Raw genomic sequence first — 20,844 nt, forward strand, 5'->3', positions numbered from 1 at the left:
TTCATGTCATCGACCAAACCCACTCCCACACCGTCCAGATTGAAATGGCTTCGTATTGCGGCGATCGTCGTCGTCGCCGGCGTCGCTGCGTGGGCCGGCACGAAGCTCCTGTCTCACTCCAGTTCGGAATCCACCAACGACGCCTACGTCACCGCGGATTTCACGCTCGTCGCGCCGCGCGTCGCGGGACAGATCGCGGACGTACTGGTGAACGACAACGAGGACGTGAAGGCGGGTCAGCTGCTGGTGCGAATCGACGACCGCGACTATCACGCCGCGTTGATGAGCGCCGAGGCGGAGGTGGTGGGCGCGAAGGCGTCGGTGGCGAACTTCGAGGCGGAGATCGCGCGCCAACCCTCGCTCGTCAATCAGGCGCGCGCCACGCTGCGCTCCGACGACGCGGCGATCGGCTTCGCCCGGGCCAACGCTGCGCGCTACCAGAACCTTTCCGTAGCGGGCGCGGGGACCACGCAGGAGCAACAACAGGCTTCGAGCACGCTCGCCGAGCAGCTTGCGCAGCAGTCGCACGACCAGGCGGTGCTGTTGGCCACCGAGCAGAATCTCGACGTCCTGCGCACCGAGCGTGACAAGGCCGCCGGCGCGCTTCGACACGCGGAGGCGATGCTCGAACAGGCCAAGCTCAACCTCTCCTACACGGAAATCCGCGCTCCCGTCGACGGCAAGGTGGGACGCCGGTCGGCTCGGGTCGGCGCATTCGTGACGCCCGGCGCCCCGGTGCTGGCAATCGTCCCGCTTTCGGATGCGTATGTCGTCGCCAACTTCCAGGAGAGCCAGATCACCCATATGCGGCCCGGCGAAAGCGTGCGCGTGACGGTCGACAGCCTTCCCGACGTGGTCATTCACGGCCACATCGACAGTCTGGCGCCGGCGACCGGCGTGAGCTTCGCGCCGATCGCACCCGACAACGCAACGGGCAACTTTACGAAGGTGGTGCAGCGCGTGCCAGTCAAGATCACGATCGATCCAGGGCAGTCTGCCGCAGCGGCATTGAGCGTCGGGCTCTCGGTGGAAGCCGAAGTGGCCCTTGGCCGGGGCGCGGAAGCGACGGCCCAAGGAGCGGAAAGAAAATGAACCCGAGCAAAGATTCTCTGCGCGCGATCCTCCTTACGGTTCTCGCGTGCCTGGCAATAACGGGTTGCACGGTGGGTCCCAACTTCGAACCGCCAAAGTCGCCTACGCCGGAGGTCTTCAATCGCACGCAGACGGCGCAGGCGCCGAGCAAAGCCGTGGAAGGCCAGTTCGGTTCGGAGTGGTGGACGCTCTTCAACGATCCGGTGTTGAACGGTTTGGAAAAGCAACTCGCCGATGCCAACCTGGACGTGGCGGCCGCCTCCGCGCGCCTGCTGCAGAGCCGGGCCGAACGCCGCGTGGCGGGCGCAGCCGAATATCCGACCCTCGACGGCGCCGCATCGTACTACCGCGAGCGCGGCAGTGAGAACGGCATTCTCTCGCTGCTCGGCGTGACGCCGTCGCAAACTCAGCCGCTGTCGGCCTCCGGCAGCGCGCCTCTCGGCGTGGCGGCCATGCCGGGCTCCAAGGGTTCGCCTGCCTATAATTTGTATCAGGCCGGCTTCGACGCCTCCTGGGAGGTCGATATCTGGGGCCACGTGCGACGCACCGTGGAAGAGGCGACGGCGCTTTCCGATGCCTCTTACGAGGACCGGAACGCGGTCTTGCTGAGCGCTCGCGCGGAGCTTGCGCGAGACTATATCGACCTGCGTGGCACACAGGATCTGCTGCGGATCGCGCATCAAAACCTGGACATCGCCCACGACGCGCTGAAGCTCACGCAGGTGCGCGCGCATGAAGGCGTCACCACGGATCTCGATGTCTCGAACGCTTCGGCGCAGGTGGAGAACATCGAAAGCCTGCTTCCCACGCTCGAATCACACGCCGAAACGACGATCAATGCGATCGGCCTGTTGCTCGGTGAAGAGCCCGGCGCGCTGCGGCAGACGCTCGCTGCAGCGCAGGAGGTGCCCGTGCTGCCCGCGCAGGTCCCGATCGGTTTTCCTTCCGAACTCGTGCAACGCCGGCCGGATATCCGCAGGGCGGAAGCCCAATTGCACGCGGCGACGGCGTCGATCGGCGTGGCGAAGGCCGATTTTTATCCGCGCATCATGCTCAACGGAAGTGCGGGCTTTCAGAGTCTCCAACTCTCGAGTCTGGCCAGTTGGGCGTCCGGGCAGTTCGTCGTAGGCCCTTCCATTACGTTTCCCATCTTCGAAGGCGGTCGCCTGAAAGGAACGCTGCAGTTGCGTGAGGCGCAACAACAGGAGGCTGCGATTGCCTACAAGCAGACAGTGCTGCGCGCGTGGCAGGAGGTGGACGACGCGCTCGTCACCTACGACGCCGAACAGCGCCGCCGCGACCGGCTGGCGCAGGCCGTGACCATGAACGAGCGCGCGCTCTCCGTTGCGCGGGAGCGGTACAAGGCCGGGGCGCTCGATTATCTCGACGTATTGAACGTGCAGAAGCAGTTGCTCGAAGCACAAAGCAATCTCGAACAAAGCAGAGCCACGGCGGCCACGAATCTCATTACGCTTTGTAAAGCGCTGGGAGGGGGATGGGAGTCGACTTATGGCGGGTAATCCATAGCTCGAATGGCCATTGTTCAGGGCAATCGATGACTTCGCTGCGCCGGCGATGGCGCAAAGACGGGCGCGCGCGCAAAATCATGTGCGAATGAAAATCGCATCATGACAGGAGCGTGGGCCGTGGATCTCGCCGGATATGAGCTGGAGCCGCTGCGCGACGACGGCGATTTTTCACTGTATCGCGCCCGCAAACCCAGCCATCCCGTCTCGGTGCTCGCGCTGGTCGCCACGCGTGCGGACCTGGCGGGCGTGAAGCGCCTCGAGCGCGAATACGGGTTCGCCGCGCTGCTCGATTCGAGCTGGGCGGCGCGGCCTCTCGCGTTCTACCGGCACAGAGAGCCGCCCATGCTCGTGCTCGACGACGACGGCGGCGAGCCGCTCGATCGCTCGCTTGCGGGCCCGTTCGAACTCGCGCGCCTGTTGCGCATCGCGGTCAATCTGGCGAAGGTGGTGGGCCACGTGCATCGATGCGGCCTCGTTCACAAAGACATCAAGCCGGCGAACGTGCTCGTCGACAGCAGCGCCAACGTGCGGCTCACCGGCTTCGGCATTGCTTCGCAACTGCCGCACGAACATCAGCCGCCCGCGCCGCCCGAGATCGTTGCCGGAAGCTTCGCGTATATGGCGCCTGAGCAGACCGGCCGCATGAACCGTTCAATCGACACGCGCAGCGATCTCTATTCGTTCGGCGTCACGCTGTACGAAATGCTCACCGGGTCGCTGCCGTTCAAGGCCTCGGACGCGATGGAGTGGATTCATTGCCATATCGCGCGCAAGCCCACGCCGCCCCGGGCGCTGCGCGACGCGATTCCGCAGGCGCTCGAGGGCATCGTGCTGAAGCTGCTCGCGAAGGCCGCCGAGGACCGGTATCAGACTGCGGCTGGATTGGAGGCCGATCTGCGCTCATGCCTCACGGCATGGGAAGCGCAGCATCGCATCGACCCATTCCCGCTGGGGGAGCACGACGCGTCCGACCAGTTGCTGATTCCCGAGAAGCTGTACGGGCGTGAGGCGCAAATCGAGGCACTGACCACCGCGTTCGATCGCGTGGTGGGCAGCGGGTCGGTCGAACTGGTGCTGATCTCGGGCTATCCGGGCATCGGCAAGTCGTCGGTCGTGAACGAGCTGCACAGGGTGTTGGTCCCGCCGCGCGGTCTCTTCGCGTCCGGCAAGTTCGACCAGTACCGGCGCGGCATTCCGTACGTGCCTTTCGCGCAAGCCTTCCAGAGCCTCGTGCGCAACCTGCTGAGCAAGCGGGAAGCCGAGGTCGAGCCGTGGCGGCGCGCACTGATGGAAGCGCTCGGGCCCAACGGGCAGCTCATCGTGAATCTGATCCCCGAGCTAGCGCTCATCATCGGTGAGCAGCCGGCCGCACCGACGCTGCCGCCTCAAGACGCGCAAAATCGCTTCCAGATCGTATTTCGACGTTTTCTCGGCGTATTTGCGCGGCCAGAGCATCCGCTCGCCTTGTTTATCGACGATCTGCAATGGGTGGATACGGCGACGCTCGATCTGCTCGCGCATCTCGCCACGCATCCGGACGTGCGGCACGTTCTGCTGGTCGGCGCCTATCGGGACAATGAGGTCGACGCTTCGCACCCATTTGCCCGCACGCTCGAGTCGATTGCCCGGGCCGAAGGCAGAGTGCAGCAAATCGAGCTCACACCGCTCACGAGGGACAGCGTGGCGCAACTCGTGGCGGATGCGCTTCACTGTGACCGCACGAACGCCGCACCGCTCGCGCAACTGGCGCATGAGAAGAGCGGCGGCAATCCGTTCTTCACGATCCAGTTTCTGACCGCGCTCGCCGATGAAGACCTGCTCACATTCGACCCGCGCGCCGCGAAGTGGCGTTGGGAACTGCCGCGCATTCGCGCGAAAGGCTACACCGAGAACGTCGCCGATCTGATGGCGACCAAGTTGAGCCGGCTACCGCCCGCCGCGCGCGACGCATTAGGCCAGTTGGCGTGCCTGGGCAATGTTGCCGAAGTCGCCGCGCTGACCTGGGTTCAAGGCGGCTCCGAAGAGAAGATGCACGCTGACCTGTGGGAAGCCGTGCGAGCGGGCCTGGTGTTTCGCGAGGCCAATGTCTATGTATTCGCGCACGATCGGGTGCAGGAGGCAGCGTACGCGCTCATTCCCGCCGACGAGCGTGCCGCCGCGCAACTGCGCATAGGCCGTGCGCTGGTGTCGCGCACGCCGCCGGACGCACTCGAGGATGCGATTTTCGATATCGTCAATCATCTCAATCGCGGCGCGGCGCTGATCGCGGACGAAACGGAGCGTGAGCAGGCCGTTGCCTTGAACCTCATCGCGGGCAGGCGGGCCATGCGTTCGACGGCCCACGTGGCCGCGCGCGGCTATCTGGCGCAAGCCGTGGCGTTGCTGTCGCCCGATGCGTGGACGCGGCGCTACGAGAGCACGTTCGAACTCTATCTCGCGTTTGCGGAGTGCGAATATCTGGTGGGCGATTTTGCAAAAGCGGATGCCCTGGCGGACATGATGCTCGCCGCGGCGCACTCCAGTCTTGACCGCGCAAAGATTTACAGCTTGCGCATCGAGTTGTATCAGCTAGCCGGAAGATATGACGAAAGCTTCGCGGTCGCGCTCGTCGCGCTTCGCGGCTTCGGTGTCTGCTTTCCTGAAACCGACGAGGAGATTCAGGCGGCGTTCCAAACCGCCCTGCACGACGTTCGCGTCAATCAGGCCGGCCGCTCCACCGGCGAACTGGTTGAGGCGCCGGTGGCGACGGACCCTGCGATCCACGCGATCGTCAATCTTCTCCTGCAGGCGATGAACTGCGCTTTTGCGGCGCGGCCCGCGTTCTATCCGCTCATCACGCTCAAGGCGGTCAATCTGTCCTTGCAGCACGGCAATACCGACAACTCCAGTTTTGCGTTCGGCAATTACGCGCTCATGCTGGTTTCGCTGATCGGCGATATTCCCACGGCGGTTCAGGTTTCGGAGATGTCGCTGAAGCTCAATGAGAAGTTCGACAATCGGCACCTCAATGGGAAACTGCTGCACCTGTATGGCGCTCACGTCAATTTCTGGCGCCGCCACATCGCCGAGAATCTCCCGGTGCTGGAACGGGCGACAGCCGAATGTATGGAAGCTGGCGATTTCGTTTTTGCCGGCAACGTGGCGTTCAACGCGGTTTGGCAGGCGCTCGAGAGCGGGGCCGCGCTCGCAGACGTGCAGGCGATAGCCGAAAAGTACGCGGCGCTCATGCGGCAGAGCCACAACGACGCGGTCTACGAACTGATTCGGGTTGAACGGCAATGCGTCATCAGTCTGCGGGGCGGGACCGCCAAACCTTTCGATCTGAATGACGAGACCTTCGACGAAACCGTCTGTTTCGAGGCGATCATCAAGTCGAATTTCGGTTGTGCCATTGGCGTCTATCGAATCATCAAAGTCATTCTCGCGTTTCTCGAAGGCCGTTACGCCGATGCGCTGAAGGCCGCGCAGCAGGCACAGGCAGTACTGAGTTCGGTGATGGCGCTGGCGATCGAACCGACCTTTCACTTTTTTCATATGCTGACGTTGACGGCGCTTTATCCTGAGTCCTCCGCCGAGCAGCAGAGGATTTACAAGCGCACGCTAGCCGAGGCACTCGATAAGTTTGAAATCTGGGCCGGACATTGTCCGGAGAACTATCAGAACCGCCATGCGTTGCTCGGCGCGGAACTCGCGCGTCTGGAGGGGCGCGATCTCGACGCGATGCGCCTGTACGAGCAGGCCATTCGCTCCGCCCGCGAGAATGGCTTTGCGCATCACGAAGGCGTGGCCAGCGAACTTGCTGGCCGCTTCTACTTGCGCATGGGCCTCGCGACCAGCGCCGAAGGCCATTTGCGCAATGCGCGCCGGTGCTTCGTCGCTTGGGGCGCGCAAAGCAAGATCGTGCAACTCGACAGCGAATTCCCGCGCCTGGCCGATCTGGAAGGCAGCACGCTGAGCTCGACGCTCAGCTTCGATTGGCGCCAGTTCGACGCCGCAACGCTGCTCAAGGCATCCCACGCGCTCTCCAGCGAGATCGAACTGAAGAGCCTGGTCGAGCGCCTGATGACGATCGCGCTGGAAACCGCAGGCGCCGACCGTGGTCTGCTGATCGTGCCCGAGCAGCCAGACGGCTACCGCGTCGAGGCGCAAGCGCGTATCGACGGCAACGGGCTCGAGGTGAAGCGTTTGCCGGATAGCGGCTGCGCGACACCCGCCGCGCTGCTGCGTTACGTCATGCACACGGGCAAGCGCGTCATCATCGACGATGCCGTGACATCCGGTCTTTTTCCTGAAGACGGGTATCTGGCGAGCGGGGCCACGCGGTCCGTCTTCTGCCTGCCGCTCGTCAGACAGGGAAAACTCACTGGGCTGCTGTATCTGGAGAACACCGAGACTTCGCACGTGTTCACCGCACGCCGCTCCGCACTGCTCGATTTGCTCGCGTCGCAGGCCGCCATTTCTCTGGAGAACACTCGCCTGTATGCCGATCTTCAGGAACGCGAAGCAAAGGTGCGGCGTCTGGTGGATTCCAATATCATCGGCATCCACATCTGGGACTTCGAAGGCAATGTCGTCGACGCCAATGATGCGTTTCTGCGCATCGTGGGTTACACCGCCGAAGACCTCCGATCCGGGCAGATTCGCTGGCCGGACCTCACTCCGCCGGAATGGCACGAACGCGATGAACATGTGAGGGCCGAATTGACGGCCACCGGTAGCGCCAAACCCTTCGAGAAGGAATATTTTCGCAAGGACGGCAGCCGGGTGTCCGTCATGGTTGGCGCGGCGGCATTCGGCGACCGCGAGGGGCAGGGCGTCGCGTTCATCCTGGACCTGAGCGGGCAGAAGCGCGCGCAACAGGATGTGCGCGACAGCGAACGACGCTACCGCGAACTGCAGACGGTGCTGGCGCATTCGAACCGCGTGGCGACGATGGGTCAGCTATCGGCGTCGATCGCGCATGAAGTGAAGCAGCCGATCACCGCGATCGCGGCGTATGCGAGCGCGGCCTTGCGCTGGCTCGCGGCCCGCCCGCCGAATTTCGACGAAGCGCGTCTCGCGCTGACCCGGATCGTGGCGGATAGCGAGCGCGCCAATGGCATTGTCGACAGGACCCGCGCTTACTTCAAGAAAGAGCCGATGCGCACGGATGGGCTCGATGTCAACGACATGATTCGGGAACTGATCGCGCTCGTGCGCGGCGAAGCCGGCAAGTCCAGGGTTGAACTCACGGTGGAGCTTGCCGAGGGGTTGCCGCGCGTTCAGGGCGACCGGGTGCAACTGCAGCAGGTCATGCTCAATCTGATGATCAACGCCCTCGAAGCGATGAGCGAAATGAAAACCGGCGAGCGCACGCTACTGATCCGCACGCACAGGACCGACGAAAGCGAACTTTGCATTACCGTGCAGGATTCCGGGCCGGGACTCGACGCCGGCAATCCGGAGGGCGTATTCGAGGCTTTTTTCACCACCAAGTCCGACGGTCTTGGCATGGGGTTGCCCATTTGCCGCTCGATCGTGCAAAGCCACGGCGGGCGCTTATGGGTGACACCGAACGACCCCGTTGGCGCCCGCTTTCATTTCACGCTTCCCGCACAAGGCAACGCCTCGCTGCCAGCCCGTGTTTAGCGCCGCATCGCCGAGCCATTCGACTCTTCGGATAGCGGAGACTTCCCGCCCGGTCGCCCTGGCCGGAAACGAGCCGGGAATGTCCCGAAACCGTCGCAGCTAGCGCCTCAGCCGGCAGCCGTAAAACGTAGACTCTTCTCGTCGGTGGTCAATGACTGTCGATCCCGGCGGGCAGGCATGGAGATGCCCGGCCACTTGACTTGATGCGCGCTGCAATGCGGACTCCTTTCGATCCATGCGCAGCGCTGGACCTGTAAAGGATGGACGTATGAGCGAAGCAAACCAGGGCGCGGTGCGCCAACTGAAACATTTCATCGACGGTCAATATACCGCTGGCGTGAGCGGCCGATTCAACGACGTCTACGATCCGGCCCAAGGCCGCGTTTCGGCGCGCGTGCCGGTTGCCAATACCACTGAAGTTGCCGCCGCTGTCGCGGCCGCAAAGACCGCGTTTGGGGCCTGGAGCGAAACCCCGCCGCTCAAGCGCGCACGCTTGATGTTCAAGTTCAAGGAGCTGCTGGAGGCACACCTGGACGAAATCGCCGAACTCATTACACGCGACCACGGCAAGCTGCTTTCGGACGCCAGGGGCGAGGTGATGCGCGGCATCGAAATCGTCGAATTCGCGTGCGGCATTCCGAACCTGCTCAAGACCGATTTCACCGATCAAAGCAGCAGCGGCGTCGACAGCTGGAATTTGCGTCAGCCCCTGGGCGTGATTGCGGGCGTCACACCGTTCAATTTTCCGGTGGTGGTGCCGTGCTGGATGTTCGTCATGGCCGCCGCGACCGGCAATACATTCATCCTCAAGCCTTCGGAGCGCACGCCGTCGTCGTCGATCCGGCTGGCGGAACTCTTCATCGAGGCGGGTTTTCCCAAAGGTGTTTTCAACGTGGTGAATGGCGACAAGGGCACCGTCGATGCGCTGATTCAGCATCCCGACGTAGCAGCGATGTCCGTCGTCGCCTCCACGCCGGTGGCCGAATATATCTACGCGGAGGGCGCCAAACGCGGCAAGCGCGTGCAGGCGCTGGGCAGCGCGAAGAATCATCTCGTCGTGATGCCCGACGCGAATCTCGATCAAGCCGTCGATGCGCTGATCAACTCGGCGTACGGCTCAGCGGGCGAACGGTGCATGGCGACTTCGGTCGCGGTGGCGGTAGGGCGCATCGGCGACGAACTGGTCGAGCGTCTCGCCACGCGCGTGCGCGCGCTGCGCATCGGTTCGGGCATGGAGCCCGATCTGGACATGGGGCCGCTCATCAGCGCCGCGCATAGCACCAAGGTGCGGGGTTATATCGATGCGGGCGTCGAGGCTGGCGCGAAGCTCGTCGTGGACGGCCGCGGCCATACCGTGGCGGGGCACGAAGAGGGCTTCTTCCTCGCCGGCTCGCTGTTCGACAACGTGCAGCCGGATATGAAAATCTACCGGGAAGAGATCTTCGGGCCGGTGCTTTCGGTGGTGCGCGTCCCGGATCTCGCCAGTGCAATTGAACTTGTCAATGCGCACGAACTGGGCAATTGCGTCACCCTGTTTACAGCGGATGGCGCAGCGGCGCGCACGTTCACGAGGAAGATTCAAATCGGCATGGTGGGCATCAACGTGCCGAGTCCGGTGCCGTCGGCGTGGCATTCGTTCGGAGGCTGGAAGCGCTCGCTGTTCGGCGATCATCACGCCTACGGCGAGGAAGCCGTGCGCTTCTACACGCGCTACAAGAGCGTGACGCAGCGCTGGCCGGACAGCATCGACAAGGGCGCGGAATTCGCCATGCCCGCGTCGAAGTAAGCGAAGCGCGGCGTGAATACGCCGCGCGCTCGAAGTTGGCCGGCCGGGCATGGCCGGCTATCACTCGCTTTTGTACGCGTGCACCCCTGGGCCATTGGCAGGCGTCGAGAGGCTAAAGCCAGGTTGGCTAGCGGCTAACTGGGTGTGATCTTCTGAACCCATTGGCTGCGCCAATCAGGCGCCTCAAAGGGATCCGAGAAATATTGAGTTTCGTGCACGACCTTGCCGTCATGGAATCTCATGATGCTCACGGTGAAAGCAGATCGCCCCTGGTACGCGATGGTGTACTCGGTCACCCAGAGATTGCCTTCGCCCTGCATTCGTCTGACTTCGAAGCCGGACGGCCTGTCGGGATGATGTCCGCGAAGGGCCTGCAAATTCCTGCGCCCGTGGATGCGTTCACCCGATTGGGGATAGTCGCAGATGGCGTCGTCGGCGTAGATGTCATGTTCGGCTTCGAGATCGCCGTCCGCCGACGCTTGCCAGTGCGCATCCAGCGCTTCACGTATGTTCGCGTGTTCCATGAGAAACCTCCGGGATAAAGTACGGTAGCACTTCGCTGTGCAATTCGTCCAATACGTCGGCAAACGGGCGCGGCGTGACTTTCGGATTCAGCGCGACGTGGCCGACGCCCGCTTCCCGTGCCTGCTCGAGAAAGTATCTGAGCGAGCGGCTGCCGATGGCGAATCCGCCCTTGATGGCGCGGAACGGGTAGTCAGGCCTCGGGTGCAGATAGAGGTAGCCGCCAAACGCGATCGGCTTGAAGGCTGCGCGGCCCATCGACTGAGCGACCCGCTCGTTCCAGCCGCGCACGAATGCATCAAGCGCATCGGGCCCGGGCACGAAGCCGAGATAACCGTCCATATGCGCCGCGATCCATTCAAGACTCTGCTGCGCCCGCCCAACCGCAATCGCCGGGGTGCGTCCGTACGGCGGCTTGGGCAGCATGTCGAGCGTGCCGTCCGATTTGCCGAAGCGGGGCGAGGAGAACACCGGAAAGGGCTGCTCGCTGACCGTGCGATAGGTCTGGAAGGCGTCGCGAAACCGCTCGCCGCGCGTATCGAAGTCGATGCCGAAGACCGGATACTCAGAGGGCCGATCTCCCGACGACATGCCTAACAGCAGCCTTCCATTCGTCAACCGGTCGAGCGAATTCACCTGCTTGGCCAGCATGAGCGGGTCGCGCATCGGCAAGACGATGCCTGTCGTGCCGAGCGCGATCTCGCTCGTCACCGCCGCGAGGCTCGCGATATACACCAGCGGTTCGAAAATCTGGCCGGCGTCGCCATAGGCGGGGTCGTAGAACGGGATGTCGCGCATCCACAGCGCGGCCACGCCCATCGACTCGGCGCGCTGCGCCATGGCGACATGATCGCGCATGCTCGGGAAGGGCGAGTCCGGATGCGTTTCGAGCGGCAGGATGAGTCCCACCGTGAGCGCGCCCTCGCGAAACACGCGGCGCCACGCGGGCTGCTCCGAAAGCGCGGGTTCGATGGGCGCGGAAGCCTTGATTGCGGTGATGGCTGACATATCCATTGCGTTTCGCCTTGCGTTTTCCCTATTGCGAGCCAAGGCTACGCATGAACGACGCTGACAGAAACCGCCTGCGATGAACAACAGTTGATACTCGCGCGCAATAACGCGGCGAATTCAAGCGGCGGACATGCGTGCCTTGAGGCGCGGCGACATGAAGTCGAGAAACGCGCGCAGCTTGAGCGGCAGCGGCGTCTGGCCGGCATGGACGAGATGGATCGGCATCGGCGCCAGTTCGTAGGTCTTCAGAACCACCTGCAGCCGGCCTTCATGCACGGCGCTCGCGACCTGATAGCACAGAACCCGCGTCAAACCGGTCCCGAGCGTTGCGGCATCGACGGCCGATTCCGCCGTGTTCGTCACGAGCCGCGCGTGGATGGGCACGCTCTGCTCCGATTTTCCGCCGGCAAAGGCCCACGCGCGCGACGAATTGATTCCCTCGAAACCGATGCACGCGTGATTGGCGAGATCGGCCGGGTCTTGCGGCGTGCCGCGCTCGGCCAGATACGCGGGGCTCGCGCACACGACGGGCCGCGTTTCGCCGAGGCGTATCGCAACGAGGCTGCTGTCCGGCAACTGGCCGATGCGCACCGCGACATCCACATGATCCTCGAGAAAATTGACGTTGCGATCGGTCAGCACGAGGCGCGCGTCGATCTCCGGGTAGTGCGCGAGAAAGGCCGCCATGACAGGGACGACGTGCAGCCGTCCGAACACCACGGGTGCCGTGGCCACGAGCGAGCCTTTCGGCGCCGCATATTCGCCGGTCACGGCGCGTTCGATTTCGCCGATGTCCTCGAGAATGCGCCGGCACGACGCGACATAGGCTTCGCCGGCCTCGGTCAGCGAGAGGTGCCGCGTGGTGCGATGGAGCAGGCGGGTCTTCAGGTGTGCTTCGAGATCGCCGACCTTGCGGCTGACTGTCGCCAGCGGCTGGCCGAGCTGGCGGGCCGCGGCTGACAAACTGCCTGCATCGACGACGGCGACCAGGATGGACATTCCTTCGAGACGGTCCATGGTCTTCTCGATAACTGGAAGGGAGATTCCCGATGTTAGCGGATTCTCTTCCGGCGCGAGCGCGCAGCGCCTTTACGCGGGCGGCTCAGGCGCTCACGCGCGAGCGGCGTTGACGAGTTCGCCCGCCGTGCGCTCGCGCAGGCGCGGCGACACGAAGTCGAGGAACGCGCGCAGCTTCAACGGCAGGGGCGCTTGCCCCGCATGCACGAGATTGACGGGCAGCGGCGCCGCTTCGAAAGCGTCGAGCACGACGCGCAGCTGGTTGGCGCGAACGGCGTGCGCGACCTGGTAAGACAGCACGCGTATCAGCCCCACGCCGAGCATCGCGGCTTCGATCGCGGCGTCCGCCGTATTCACGGCAAGCCGCGAATGAACGGGCACGGACTGCTCCGACTTGCCGGAGCCGAAAGCCCAGGCGCGCAGCGACGCGAGCGCCTCGAAGGTAATGCATTGATGGCCGGCGAGGTCCGCGGGCTCGGCGGGCACGCCATGCTTCTCGAGATAGGCGGGGCTCGCGCAAATGACCCGGCGCACCATGCCCACGCGCGTCGCGATCAACGTGCTATCGGGCAGCTCGCCAATGCGGACCGCGACGTCCGCGTGCTCATCCATCAGATGAACGACGCGATCGGTCAGCACGAGATTGATGTCGATCTCCGGATAGTGCGCGAGGAATTCCGCCACCACCGGCACCACGTGCAAGCGGCCGAACGCAACGGACGCAGTGACCACGAGCTCGCCCTTGGGCGCGGCGTATTCGCCCGTGGCGGCGCGCTCGGCTTCGCCGATGTCTTCGAGAATGCGCCGGCAGGCGGCCACGTATGCGCCGCCGGCTTCCGTCAATGAAAGCTGTCGCGTCGTGCGGTGAAACAGACGCGTCTTCAGGTGCGATTCGAGTTCCCCCACTTTGCGGCTGACCGTGGCGAGCGGCATGTCGAGGCGCCTCGCGGCCGCCGAGAGACTGCCCGCGTCGGCAACCGAAACGAGGATGGCCATGGCTTCGAGGCGATTCATGGACCCTATCAAATAGTGGAAGGATGAATCTTGATCGTGAGGGATTCTCTTCGTAAATGCAAGCGCGTAACGTTCGACCTCAACCTGGATCGCGGCATTTCGCTGCAAACCCCGGAGAAATTCAACGAATAAGGAGGTTGTCTTGAGCGCCGCACCCAACTCACCCGCAAGCCCAGCTACACCCGCCGTCGCATCGCGCGCCAAGATCGTCATGATGGCGATCATCGCAGGCGCAGTGATCACCAACATCTATTGCACGCAGCCGATCCTGCCGTTGATCGCAGCGGGTCTGCGAGTCAACATCACGGCCGTCGATTTCGTCGCAGGAGCGGCGCTGCTCGGCTTCTCGACCGGCCTCGCGCTGCTGTTGCCGCTTGGCGACCGCTTCGACCGGCGCAAGCTCGTGCTCGCGCAGATCGCCCTCGCACTCGTTTTTGCGGCGACGGCGGCGGTTGCGCCCGGTATCTGGGCGCTGATCGCGGCTTCGTTTGCGCTTGGCATCGTGAGCTGCGTGCCACAGCAGCTCGTGCCCTTCGCTGCTGTCATGTCGTTGCCGAGCGAGCGGGGCCGTAACGTCGGCACCGTCGTGAGCGGCATCATGGTCGGCATCCTGGTCGGCCGCACGATCGCGGGTGTGATCGGCGCGGCGTGGGGTTGGCGCGCGGTGTACGGCGCGGAAGCCGCGTTCATGGTGCCGGTCTTCATCGCCGCCGCTGCGCTTTTGCCCAAGGGCGTGCCCTCTACGAATCTCTCCTATGGGCGTCTGCTCGCATCGCTGTGGCCGCTCGTTCGCGACAATCGTCCGATTCGCGAATCGATGATTATCCAGGCGTTGCTGTGGGCCTGTTTCAACGCCTTCTGGGTCAACCTCGCCGCGCTGCTCAAGAGCGGACCGTGGCACCTCGGCAGCGCCTGGGCAGGCGGCTTCGGCATCATCGGCGCGGCCGGCGCATTCGCCGCATCGCTGGGCGGCAACGCCACCGACCGCGTGGGTTTCCGCAAGGTCATCGGCGCGAGCATCGGCATCGCGACGCTCGCGTACCTGATTCTGTCCGGCGCGGCGAGCTCGCTCACGCTGCTGATCGTGGGTGTGATCGTGCTCGATATCGGCGTGCAGTCCGGTCTCGTTTCCAACCAGACCCGCGCTTTCGCAGTCGATCCGAAAGCACAAGGCCGAATCAACAGCCTCTACATGACGGCCACCTTTTTCGGCGGCGCAGTCGGTGCGACTGTGAGCGGCTGGCTCATGAGCCGTTTCGGCTGGTCGGGCATCGTCGCCTTCGGTGTCGCGCTCGGAATCATCGCTTCAGCCATCCACTGGATCGGTGCGCCTCGCGAGCCCGCGGGCCAGCTCCCATCAAACGCGGATTGATTCAAGGCATCGAGAATCTGCTTGCTGGAATCCGCCGCGGTTAGGGGCGATGCCAGCTTCAATACTGGAATTATCATGATTGGCATCGTGCGCATTGCGCTGAAACGGCCTTATACATTCGTTGTGCTGGCCGTGTTTATCCTGATCGTTGGCGTTCTGTCGGCGTTTCGTACCCCTACGGATATTTTTCCCCGGATCAATATCCCGGTGATTAGCGTGGTATGGCAGTACACGGGGCTTTCGCCCGACCAGATGGAAGGTCGCGTGATGGCTCCGTACGAGCGGGTGTTGACGACCACGGTGAACGGGGTTCAACACATCGAAGGCACGTCTCTGACCGGCTATGGCATCGTCAAGATCTTCTTTCAGCCGGGCACCAATATCGGTACCGCGAATGCGCAGGTGACGGCCATTTCGCAGGAGATCCTGAAGCAGTTGCCGCCTTCGGCGACACCGCCGTTCATCATCAACTACAACGCTTCGACCGTTCCGATCATTCAGCTCGCGCTGTCGGGCAAGGGGCTCTCGGAACAGAATCTGGCGGACCTCGGCAAGAATCAGTTGCGGCCGATTCTCGCGACGGTGAACGGCGCTGCGATCCCGTTTCCGTTTGGCGGCAAGGACCGCCAGGTTCAGATCAACATCAAGCCGTCCGAGCTCGAAGCGCGCTCCTTGTCGGCCGAGGACGTGCTCAATGCGCTGAGCGCGCAGAACCTCGTGACGCCGGTCGGCACGGAAAAGATCGGCAATTACGAGTACACGCTGCAGTTGAACGACGCGCCGGCGACGATCGCGGCCATTGCGAATCTGCCGATCAAGTCGGCCAACGGCACGGTCGTGCACATGCGCGACGTCGCGGACGTGACCGACGGCAGCCCACCGCAGCCCAATATCGTTCACGTGGAAGGCAAGCGCTCGGTGCTGCTCACGGTGTTCAAGAACGGTTCGGCATCCACCTTGTCGATCATCGGCGGTATTCGTCAAAAGGTTGCCGATGCGAAGGGCTCGTTGCCCGACGCGCTTCAGATCGATGCGATCGGCGACCAGTCGATCTTCGTTCGCTCGGCGATCAAGGGCGTGGCGCGCGAGGGCCTGATTGCCGCCTTGCTCACGAGCGTGATGATCCTGCTGTTTCTGGGTAGCTGGCGCTCGACGATCATCATCGCGACTTCCATTCCGCTGGCGATTCTCGGGTCGATTGCCGTGCTCTCGGTGCTCGGCGAAACGCTCAATATCATGACGCTGGGCGGGCTCGCGCTGGCGGTGGGCATTCTGGTGGACGACGCCACCGTCACGATCGAGAACATCAACTGGCACCTGGAGCAGGGCAAGGACGTCGAAAGCGCGATTCTCGATGGTGCGGCGCAAATCGTGACGCCCGCGTTCGTCTCGTTGCTTTGCATCTGCATCGTATTCGTGCCGATGTTCTTCCTGAACGGCGTGGCGAAGTTCCTGTTCGTGCCGATGGCCGAGTCGGTGATCTTCGCGATGATTTCCTCGTTCATTCTGTCGCGCACGCTCGTGCCGACAATGGCGAAATACCTGCTGAAGTCGCATGCGCATGAACAGGACCGTCACGAGTCTTCCAGCATGTGGTCGCGCTTTCACGGTGGTTTCGAGCGGCGCTTCGAGCGCGTGCGCGCGAACTACGCCGCGATGCTCGAACGGGTGCTGGAACGTCGCAGCACGTTCGTGGTTGGCTTCTTTGCATTCGTCGTGGTGTCGTTCGCGTTGATGCCGCTGCTTGGGCGCAACTTCTTCCCGGACGTCGACGCAGGCCAGATCCTGCTGCACGTGCGTGCGCCCGTGGGTACGCGCGTGGAGCGAACCGCCGAGATTTTCGCCGAAGTGGAAACCCAGGTTCGCGCGACGATTCCACCTGCCGAACTGGGCACCGTGGTGGACAACATCGGACTGTCCACCAGTTCCATCAATACGGCCTACAACAACACGGGCACGATCGGCTCGCAGGACGGCGACATCCAGATCTCGCTGAAAGAAGGCCATCGGCCCACGGCCGCATACGTGCGCAAGTTGCGCGAATCGTTGCCGCGAGCGTTCCCCGGCGTGATGTTCTCGTTCCCGCCCGCGGACATCGTGAGCCAGATCCTGAACTTCGGCTCGCCCGCGCCGATCGACTTGCAGATTCGCGGCAACGATCTGCCGGCAGACTTTGTCTACGCAAACTCGCTGCTGCGTCAGATCCGGCACGTGCCCGGCGTTGTCGATGCGCGCATCGAGCAATCGCAGGCCAATCCGCAATTCAATATCGACGTCGATCGCGACCGCGCGTCGCTGCAGGGCCTGACCGAACGCGATGTGACCAATAGCCTTGTGGTGCACATGGCGGGTTCGAGCCAGATCAACCCGACTTACTGGCTCAATGCGGCCAATGGGGTGGAGTATTCAATTGTGCTGCAGACGCCGCAATACAGCGTGGATTCACTCTCTTCGCTGGTGAATCTGCCCATGAGCGGCGGGACCGAGGCCAACGATGGGCAGATCCTTGGCGGGGTGGCGAGCATTCACCGCACGGCGAGCAACGAAGTGGTGAGCAACTACAACGTGCAGCCGATGGTCGAGGTGTTCGCCACGACCCAGGGCCGCGATCTCGGTGCCGTCGCCGCCGATATACGGCACATCGTGTCGGCCAATGCCGGGCATGCGCCCAAGGGTGCGAAGGTCGTTCTTCTCGGCCAGGCGCAGACCATGAACAACGCCTTCAGTGGTTTGTCGTTCGGGATTCTGGGCGCTGTGGTTTTGATTTACCTGCTCATCGTCGTCAACTTCCAGTCGTGGTCCGATCCGCTCGTGATCGTCGCGGCACTGCCTGGCGCGTTGGCCGGCATCGTCTGGATGCTGTTTGCGACGGATACCACGCTCTCGGTGCCCGCGCTGACCGGCGCAATCATGTGCATGGGGGTGGCCACGGCCAATTCCATTCTGGTGGTGAGTTTCTGCCGCGAACGTCTGGACGTGCACGGCGATGCTTTCAAGGCAGCGTTGGAAGCCGGCACCACCCGGTTTCGGCCGGTCCTCATGACGGCGCTTTCGATGATCATCGGCATGGCGCCGATGGCATTGAGTCTTGGCGAGGGCGGAGAGCAAAACGCGCCGTTGGGCCGAGCGGTGATCGGCGGACTGCTGTTCGCAACTGCCGCGACGCTCTTTCTCGTGCCCGCTATTTTTTGCATGATCCACTCGCGTCGGGGTCGTACATCGACGGCCGCGCAGCTTTCCGGAGATTCGATCCATGTCCTCTGAACCCACAACCCGCGCCGCACTCCCACAACGCCAGCTTTCGTTGACGGGCTTCGTCGGCGGTGCCCTCGCTCTTCTTATCGTGGTTGGTGGCGTCTCGCTTCGCGTGAAGCATGAACACCAGCTCAAAGACTGGACTGAAGCACAGGCAGTGCCGTCCGTGAATGTCGTCGTGCCTGCCGAAGAGGCCCCCGGCGGCTCGCTCGACCTTCCCGGCAGACTGGAAGCCTTCAAAAGCGCTCCGATCTACGCCCGTGTCAGCGGCTACCTGAAATCATGGAGCGTGGACATCGGCACCCCGGTGACGGCCGGCCAAACGCTCGCCGAGGTCGAGACGCCTGAACTCGATCAGCAGTTGATTCAGGCGAGGGCCGAACTCACGAGCGCACAAGCCGATGCCGCACTCGCGAAAACGTCCGCCGCACGCTGGCAAAGTCTTCTGGATACCGATTCAGTGTCGCGCCAGGAGGTCGATGACCGCACCCAGGACTATGTGGCGAAGCAGGCTCGCGTCGCGGCGGCACAGGCCAATCTGGGCCGGCTCGTGGCGACCAAGAGCTTCGCGCGGATCACCGCTCCGTTCGACGGCGTGATCACCGCGCGCAACACCGACGTCGGCGCATTGATCAATGCGGGCGGTGGGACGGGGCCGCAGCTCTTCTCGGTATCGAGCGTGGACAAGCTACGCGTGTACGTGCGCGTGCCGCAGGAATATGTGCCGGCGGTCAAGCCGGGTGGAACCGGCACCTTCACCGTGCCCGAGTATCCCGGCAAGACCTTCACCGCCACGGTCGTGGGTCTGGCCGACTCGGTCAATGCCGCATCGGGTACCTCGCTCGTCCAGCTGATGGTCGATAACCCCGGTCATTTGCTGTTGCCGGGCGACTTCGTGAACCTGCACTTCGCGCTGCCGGCACGCGCCGACGCGTTGCGGGTGCCGGCCAGCGCGCTCATTTTCGACAACCGCGGGCTGCGGCTCGCTACCGTCGATCGCGGCGACACCGTCCACTTCAAACCCGTTTCGATCGTGCAGGACCTCGGAAACGCGGTCGATATCGGCTCGGGGCTGGCGCAAAGCGATCGCGTGATCGATGCGCCGCCGGATGGACTGGTCGAAGGCGACCATGTTCAGGTGATCGTGCCCACGGACAAAGGTGGCAAGCATGATTAAGCATCTGAAATTCGCGACGCTGGTGAGCGCCGTGGCGCTCGCCGCGTGCTCGCTCGCGCCGCACTACGAGGTCCCCGAAACACCCGTTGCGGCGCAGTACCAGACCCAGGGGCCGTGGACCGTGGCGAGTCCCGCCGACCAGCTCGATCGCGCGGGATGGTGGAAGCTGTACAAGGAGCCCGAACTCGACGACCTCGAGCAACGGCTGATCGCGAATAACCCCGACCTGAGCGCGGCGCTGTTTCACTATGAGCAGTCGCAGGCGTACATCAGGCAGGTCAAGTCGCAGATGTACCCCCAGGTTTCCGCTGTCGGCAATGTCCAGCGCGACCGGGAGTCGGACACGCGGCCGCTGCGCAGTCCGACCGGGCCGACCGATTACAACTCGGCCACGCTGGGTGTCGAAGTCGACTACGAAGTGGACCTTTGGGGACGCGTGCGTGATTCGGTTGCCGCAAGCAAGGACGAAGGGCAGGCCTCGAAAGCGGATCTCGCGTCGACGCAGCTGAGCCTGGAAATCGAGCTGGCCCGAAGCTATATCGACCTACGCGGTCTCGACCAGCAGATTCAACTCACCGAGGGGACTCAGGAGGCGTACCAGAAGGCGCTCGACTTGACCCGCAACCGGCATGGCGCAGGCATCGTGTCGGGTCTCGACGTGGCGCGCGCCACCAACCAGTTGTCATCGGTGCAGTCCGAACTCACGCAGGTCAGGGCGAGGCGTGCGTTGCTCGAACACGCGGTGGCGGTGCTGGTCGGCGCGTCGCCTTCGGAGTTCCAGCTCGCGCCGAGCACCGATTCCATCGCGTTGCCTGTCATTCCGGTCGGCGTACCGTCGACGTTGTTGCAAAGGCGGCCTGACGTCGCCGCGGCCGAGCGGCGCATCGCGGCGGCGAATTCCAATATTGGCGTGGCACGCGCGGCGTACTTCCCAACACTCACACTGAGCGCGCAAGGTGGCGTGCAAAGCTCGGTGCTCGGGAACCTGCTGAGCCTGTCCAGTTCGTATTGGGCGATCGGACCGTCTTTGGGGGTGTATCTGCTGGACGGCGGCAAGCGCCGGGCGCAGGTGGATTCCGCGAAAGAGGCCACGGCCGAAGCAGGCGCGCGCTATCGCAGCGTGGTGCTGGCGTCGTTCAGGCAGGTGGAAGACAACCTCACCTTGCTCGACGATCTGGGCACCGCAACGAATCAGCAGCAGGACGCTGCCAGTGCAGCCCAAACCGCGCTCAACCTGGCGCTCGCGCGCTATCAACGGGGCGCGGTGAGCTACCTGGACGTGGTGCAGGCGCAATCCGCCGACCTTGAAGCGCAACGCAGCGTAATCGCGCTTCGCACGCGGCAACTGGATGCGAACGTCGATCTCATTCACGCACTCGGCGGCGGCTGGACCACGGATGACCTGAAAGCCGGCTGAACTCAAACCATCAAGGATTGAAAC

The 20,844-nt window shown here is 63.6% G+C and carries 12 protein-coding genes; 8 read left to right on the forward strand and 4 right to left on the reverse strand.

The window, feature by feature from the left end; translation table 11 throughout:
* Positions 1-3: 3 nt before the first annotated feature.
* From L0U84_RS07050 to L0U84_RS07065, 4 genes are all read left to right on the forward strand, one after another.
* Complete coding sequence (locus L0U84_RS07050; protein ID WP_233848811.1) at positions 4-1,092, forward strand: HlyD family secretion protein; 1,089 nt, start codon at positions 4-6, stop codon at positions 1,090-1,092.
* Positions 1,089-2,612 carry an efflux transporter outer membrane subunit gene (locus tag L0U84_RS07055; protein WP_233848812.1) on the forward strand — a complete coding sequence of 508 codons (1,524 nt, stop codon included), beginning with the start codon at positions 1,089-1,091 and terminating at the stop codon, positions 2,610-2,612. Before L0U84_RS07050 ends, L0U84_RS07055 begins: the two co-directional genes overlap by 4 nt.
* A gap of 126 nt (positions 2,613-2,738) precedes the next feature.
* The gene (locus L0U84_RS07060; protein WP_233848815.1) at positions 2,739-8,249 is read left to right on the forward strand and encodes a trifunctional serine/threonine-protein kinase/ATP-binding protein/sensor histidine kinase; all 5,511 of its coding nucleotides are present in this window, start codon (positions 2,739-2,741) and stop codon (positions 8,247-8,249) included.
* Between the two features lie 268 nt (positions 8,250-8,517).
* Positions 8,518-10,035 (forward strand): CoA-acylating methylmalonate-semialdehyde dehydrogenase, encoded by a 1,518-nt coding sequence (locus L0U84_RS07065; protein WP_233848816.1) that lies wholly within the window; start codon positions 8,518-8,520, stop codon positions 10,033-10,035.
* 134 nt (positions 10,036-10,169) lie between these two features.
* On the opposite strand, the gene L0U84_RS07070 is transcribed toward L0U84_RS07065, so the two are convergent.
* The 4 genes from L0U84_RS07070 to L0U84_RS07085 form a co-directional block, all read right to left on the reverse strand.
* Positions 10,170-10,559 carry a nuclear transport factor 2 family protein gene (locus tag L0U84_RS07070; RefSeq protein WP_233848817.1) on the reverse strand — a complete coding sequence of 130 codons (390 nt, stop codon included), beginning with the start codon at positions 10,557-10,559 and terminating at the stop codon, positions 10,170-10,172.
* Positions 10,537-11,571: an LLM class oxidoreductase gene (locus tag L0U84_RS07075; RefSeq protein ID WP_442793980.1), complete on the reverse strand. Its 1,035-nt coding sequence runs from the start codon at positions 11,569-11,571 to the stop codon at positions 10,537-10,539. The genes L0U84_RS07070 and L0U84_RS07075 overlap by 23 nt, the downstream gene beginning before the upstream one ends.
* A gap of 114 nt (positions 11,572-11,685) precedes the next feature.
* Complete coding sequence (locus tag L0U84_RS07080; RefSeq protein WP_233848818.1) at positions 11,686-12,585, reverse strand: LysR family transcriptional regulator; 900 nt, start codon at positions 12,583-12,585, stop codon at positions 11,686-11,688.
* Between the two features lie 93 nt (positions 12,586-12,678).
* Positions 12,679-13,599: a LysR family transcriptional regulator gene (locus tag L0U84_RS07085; RefSeq protein ID WP_233848819.1), complete on the reverse strand. Its 921-nt coding sequence runs from the start codon at positions 13,597-13,599 to the stop codon at positions 12,679-12,681.
* 142 nt (positions 13,600-13,741) lie between these two features.
* Here L0U84_RS07085 and L0U84_RS07090 point away from each other — a divergent pair, with 142 nt between their 5' ends.
* The 4 genes from L0U84_RS07090 (at position 13,742) to L0U84_RS07105 (ending at position 20,820) form a co-directional block, all read left to right on the forward strand.
* Positions 13,742-14,971: an MFS transporter gene (locus L0U84_RS07090; RefSeq protein WP_233848820.1), complete on the forward strand. Its 1,230-nt coding sequence runs from the start codon at positions 13,742-13,744 to the stop codon at positions 14,969-14,971.
* A gap of 75 nt (positions 14,972-15,046) precedes the next feature.
* On the forward strand, positions 15,047-18,235 hold the full coding sequence (locus tag L0U84_RS07095) for an efflux RND transporter permease subunit (RefSeq protein WP_233848821.1): 3,189 nt from the start codon (positions 15,047-15,049) through the stop codon (positions 18,233-18,235).
* Positions 18,225-19,403, forward strand: a complete 1,179-nt coding sequence (locus tag L0U84_RS07100) for an efflux RND transporter periplasmic adaptor subunit (protein WP_233848826.1) — start codon at positions 18,225-18,227, stop codon at positions 19,401-19,403. Before L0U84_RS07095 ends, L0U84_RS07100 begins: the two co-directional genes overlap by 11 nt.
* Positions 19,396-20,820 (forward strand): efflux transporter outer membrane subunit, encoded by a 1,425-nt coding sequence (locus L0U84_RS07105; RefSeq protein WP_233848827.1) that lies wholly within the window; start codon positions 19,396-19,398, stop codon positions 20,818-20,820. Before L0U84_RS07100 ends, L0U84_RS07105 begins: the two co-directional genes overlap by 8 nt.
* Positions 20,821-20,844 lie beyond the last annotated feature (24 nt).

Origin of the sequence: Paraburkholderia sp. HD33-4 (genome assembly GCF_021390635.1) — a bacterium.
Taxonomy (GTDB): Bacteria; Pseudomonadota; Gammaproteobacteria; order Burkholderiales; family Burkholderiaceae; genus Paraburkholderia.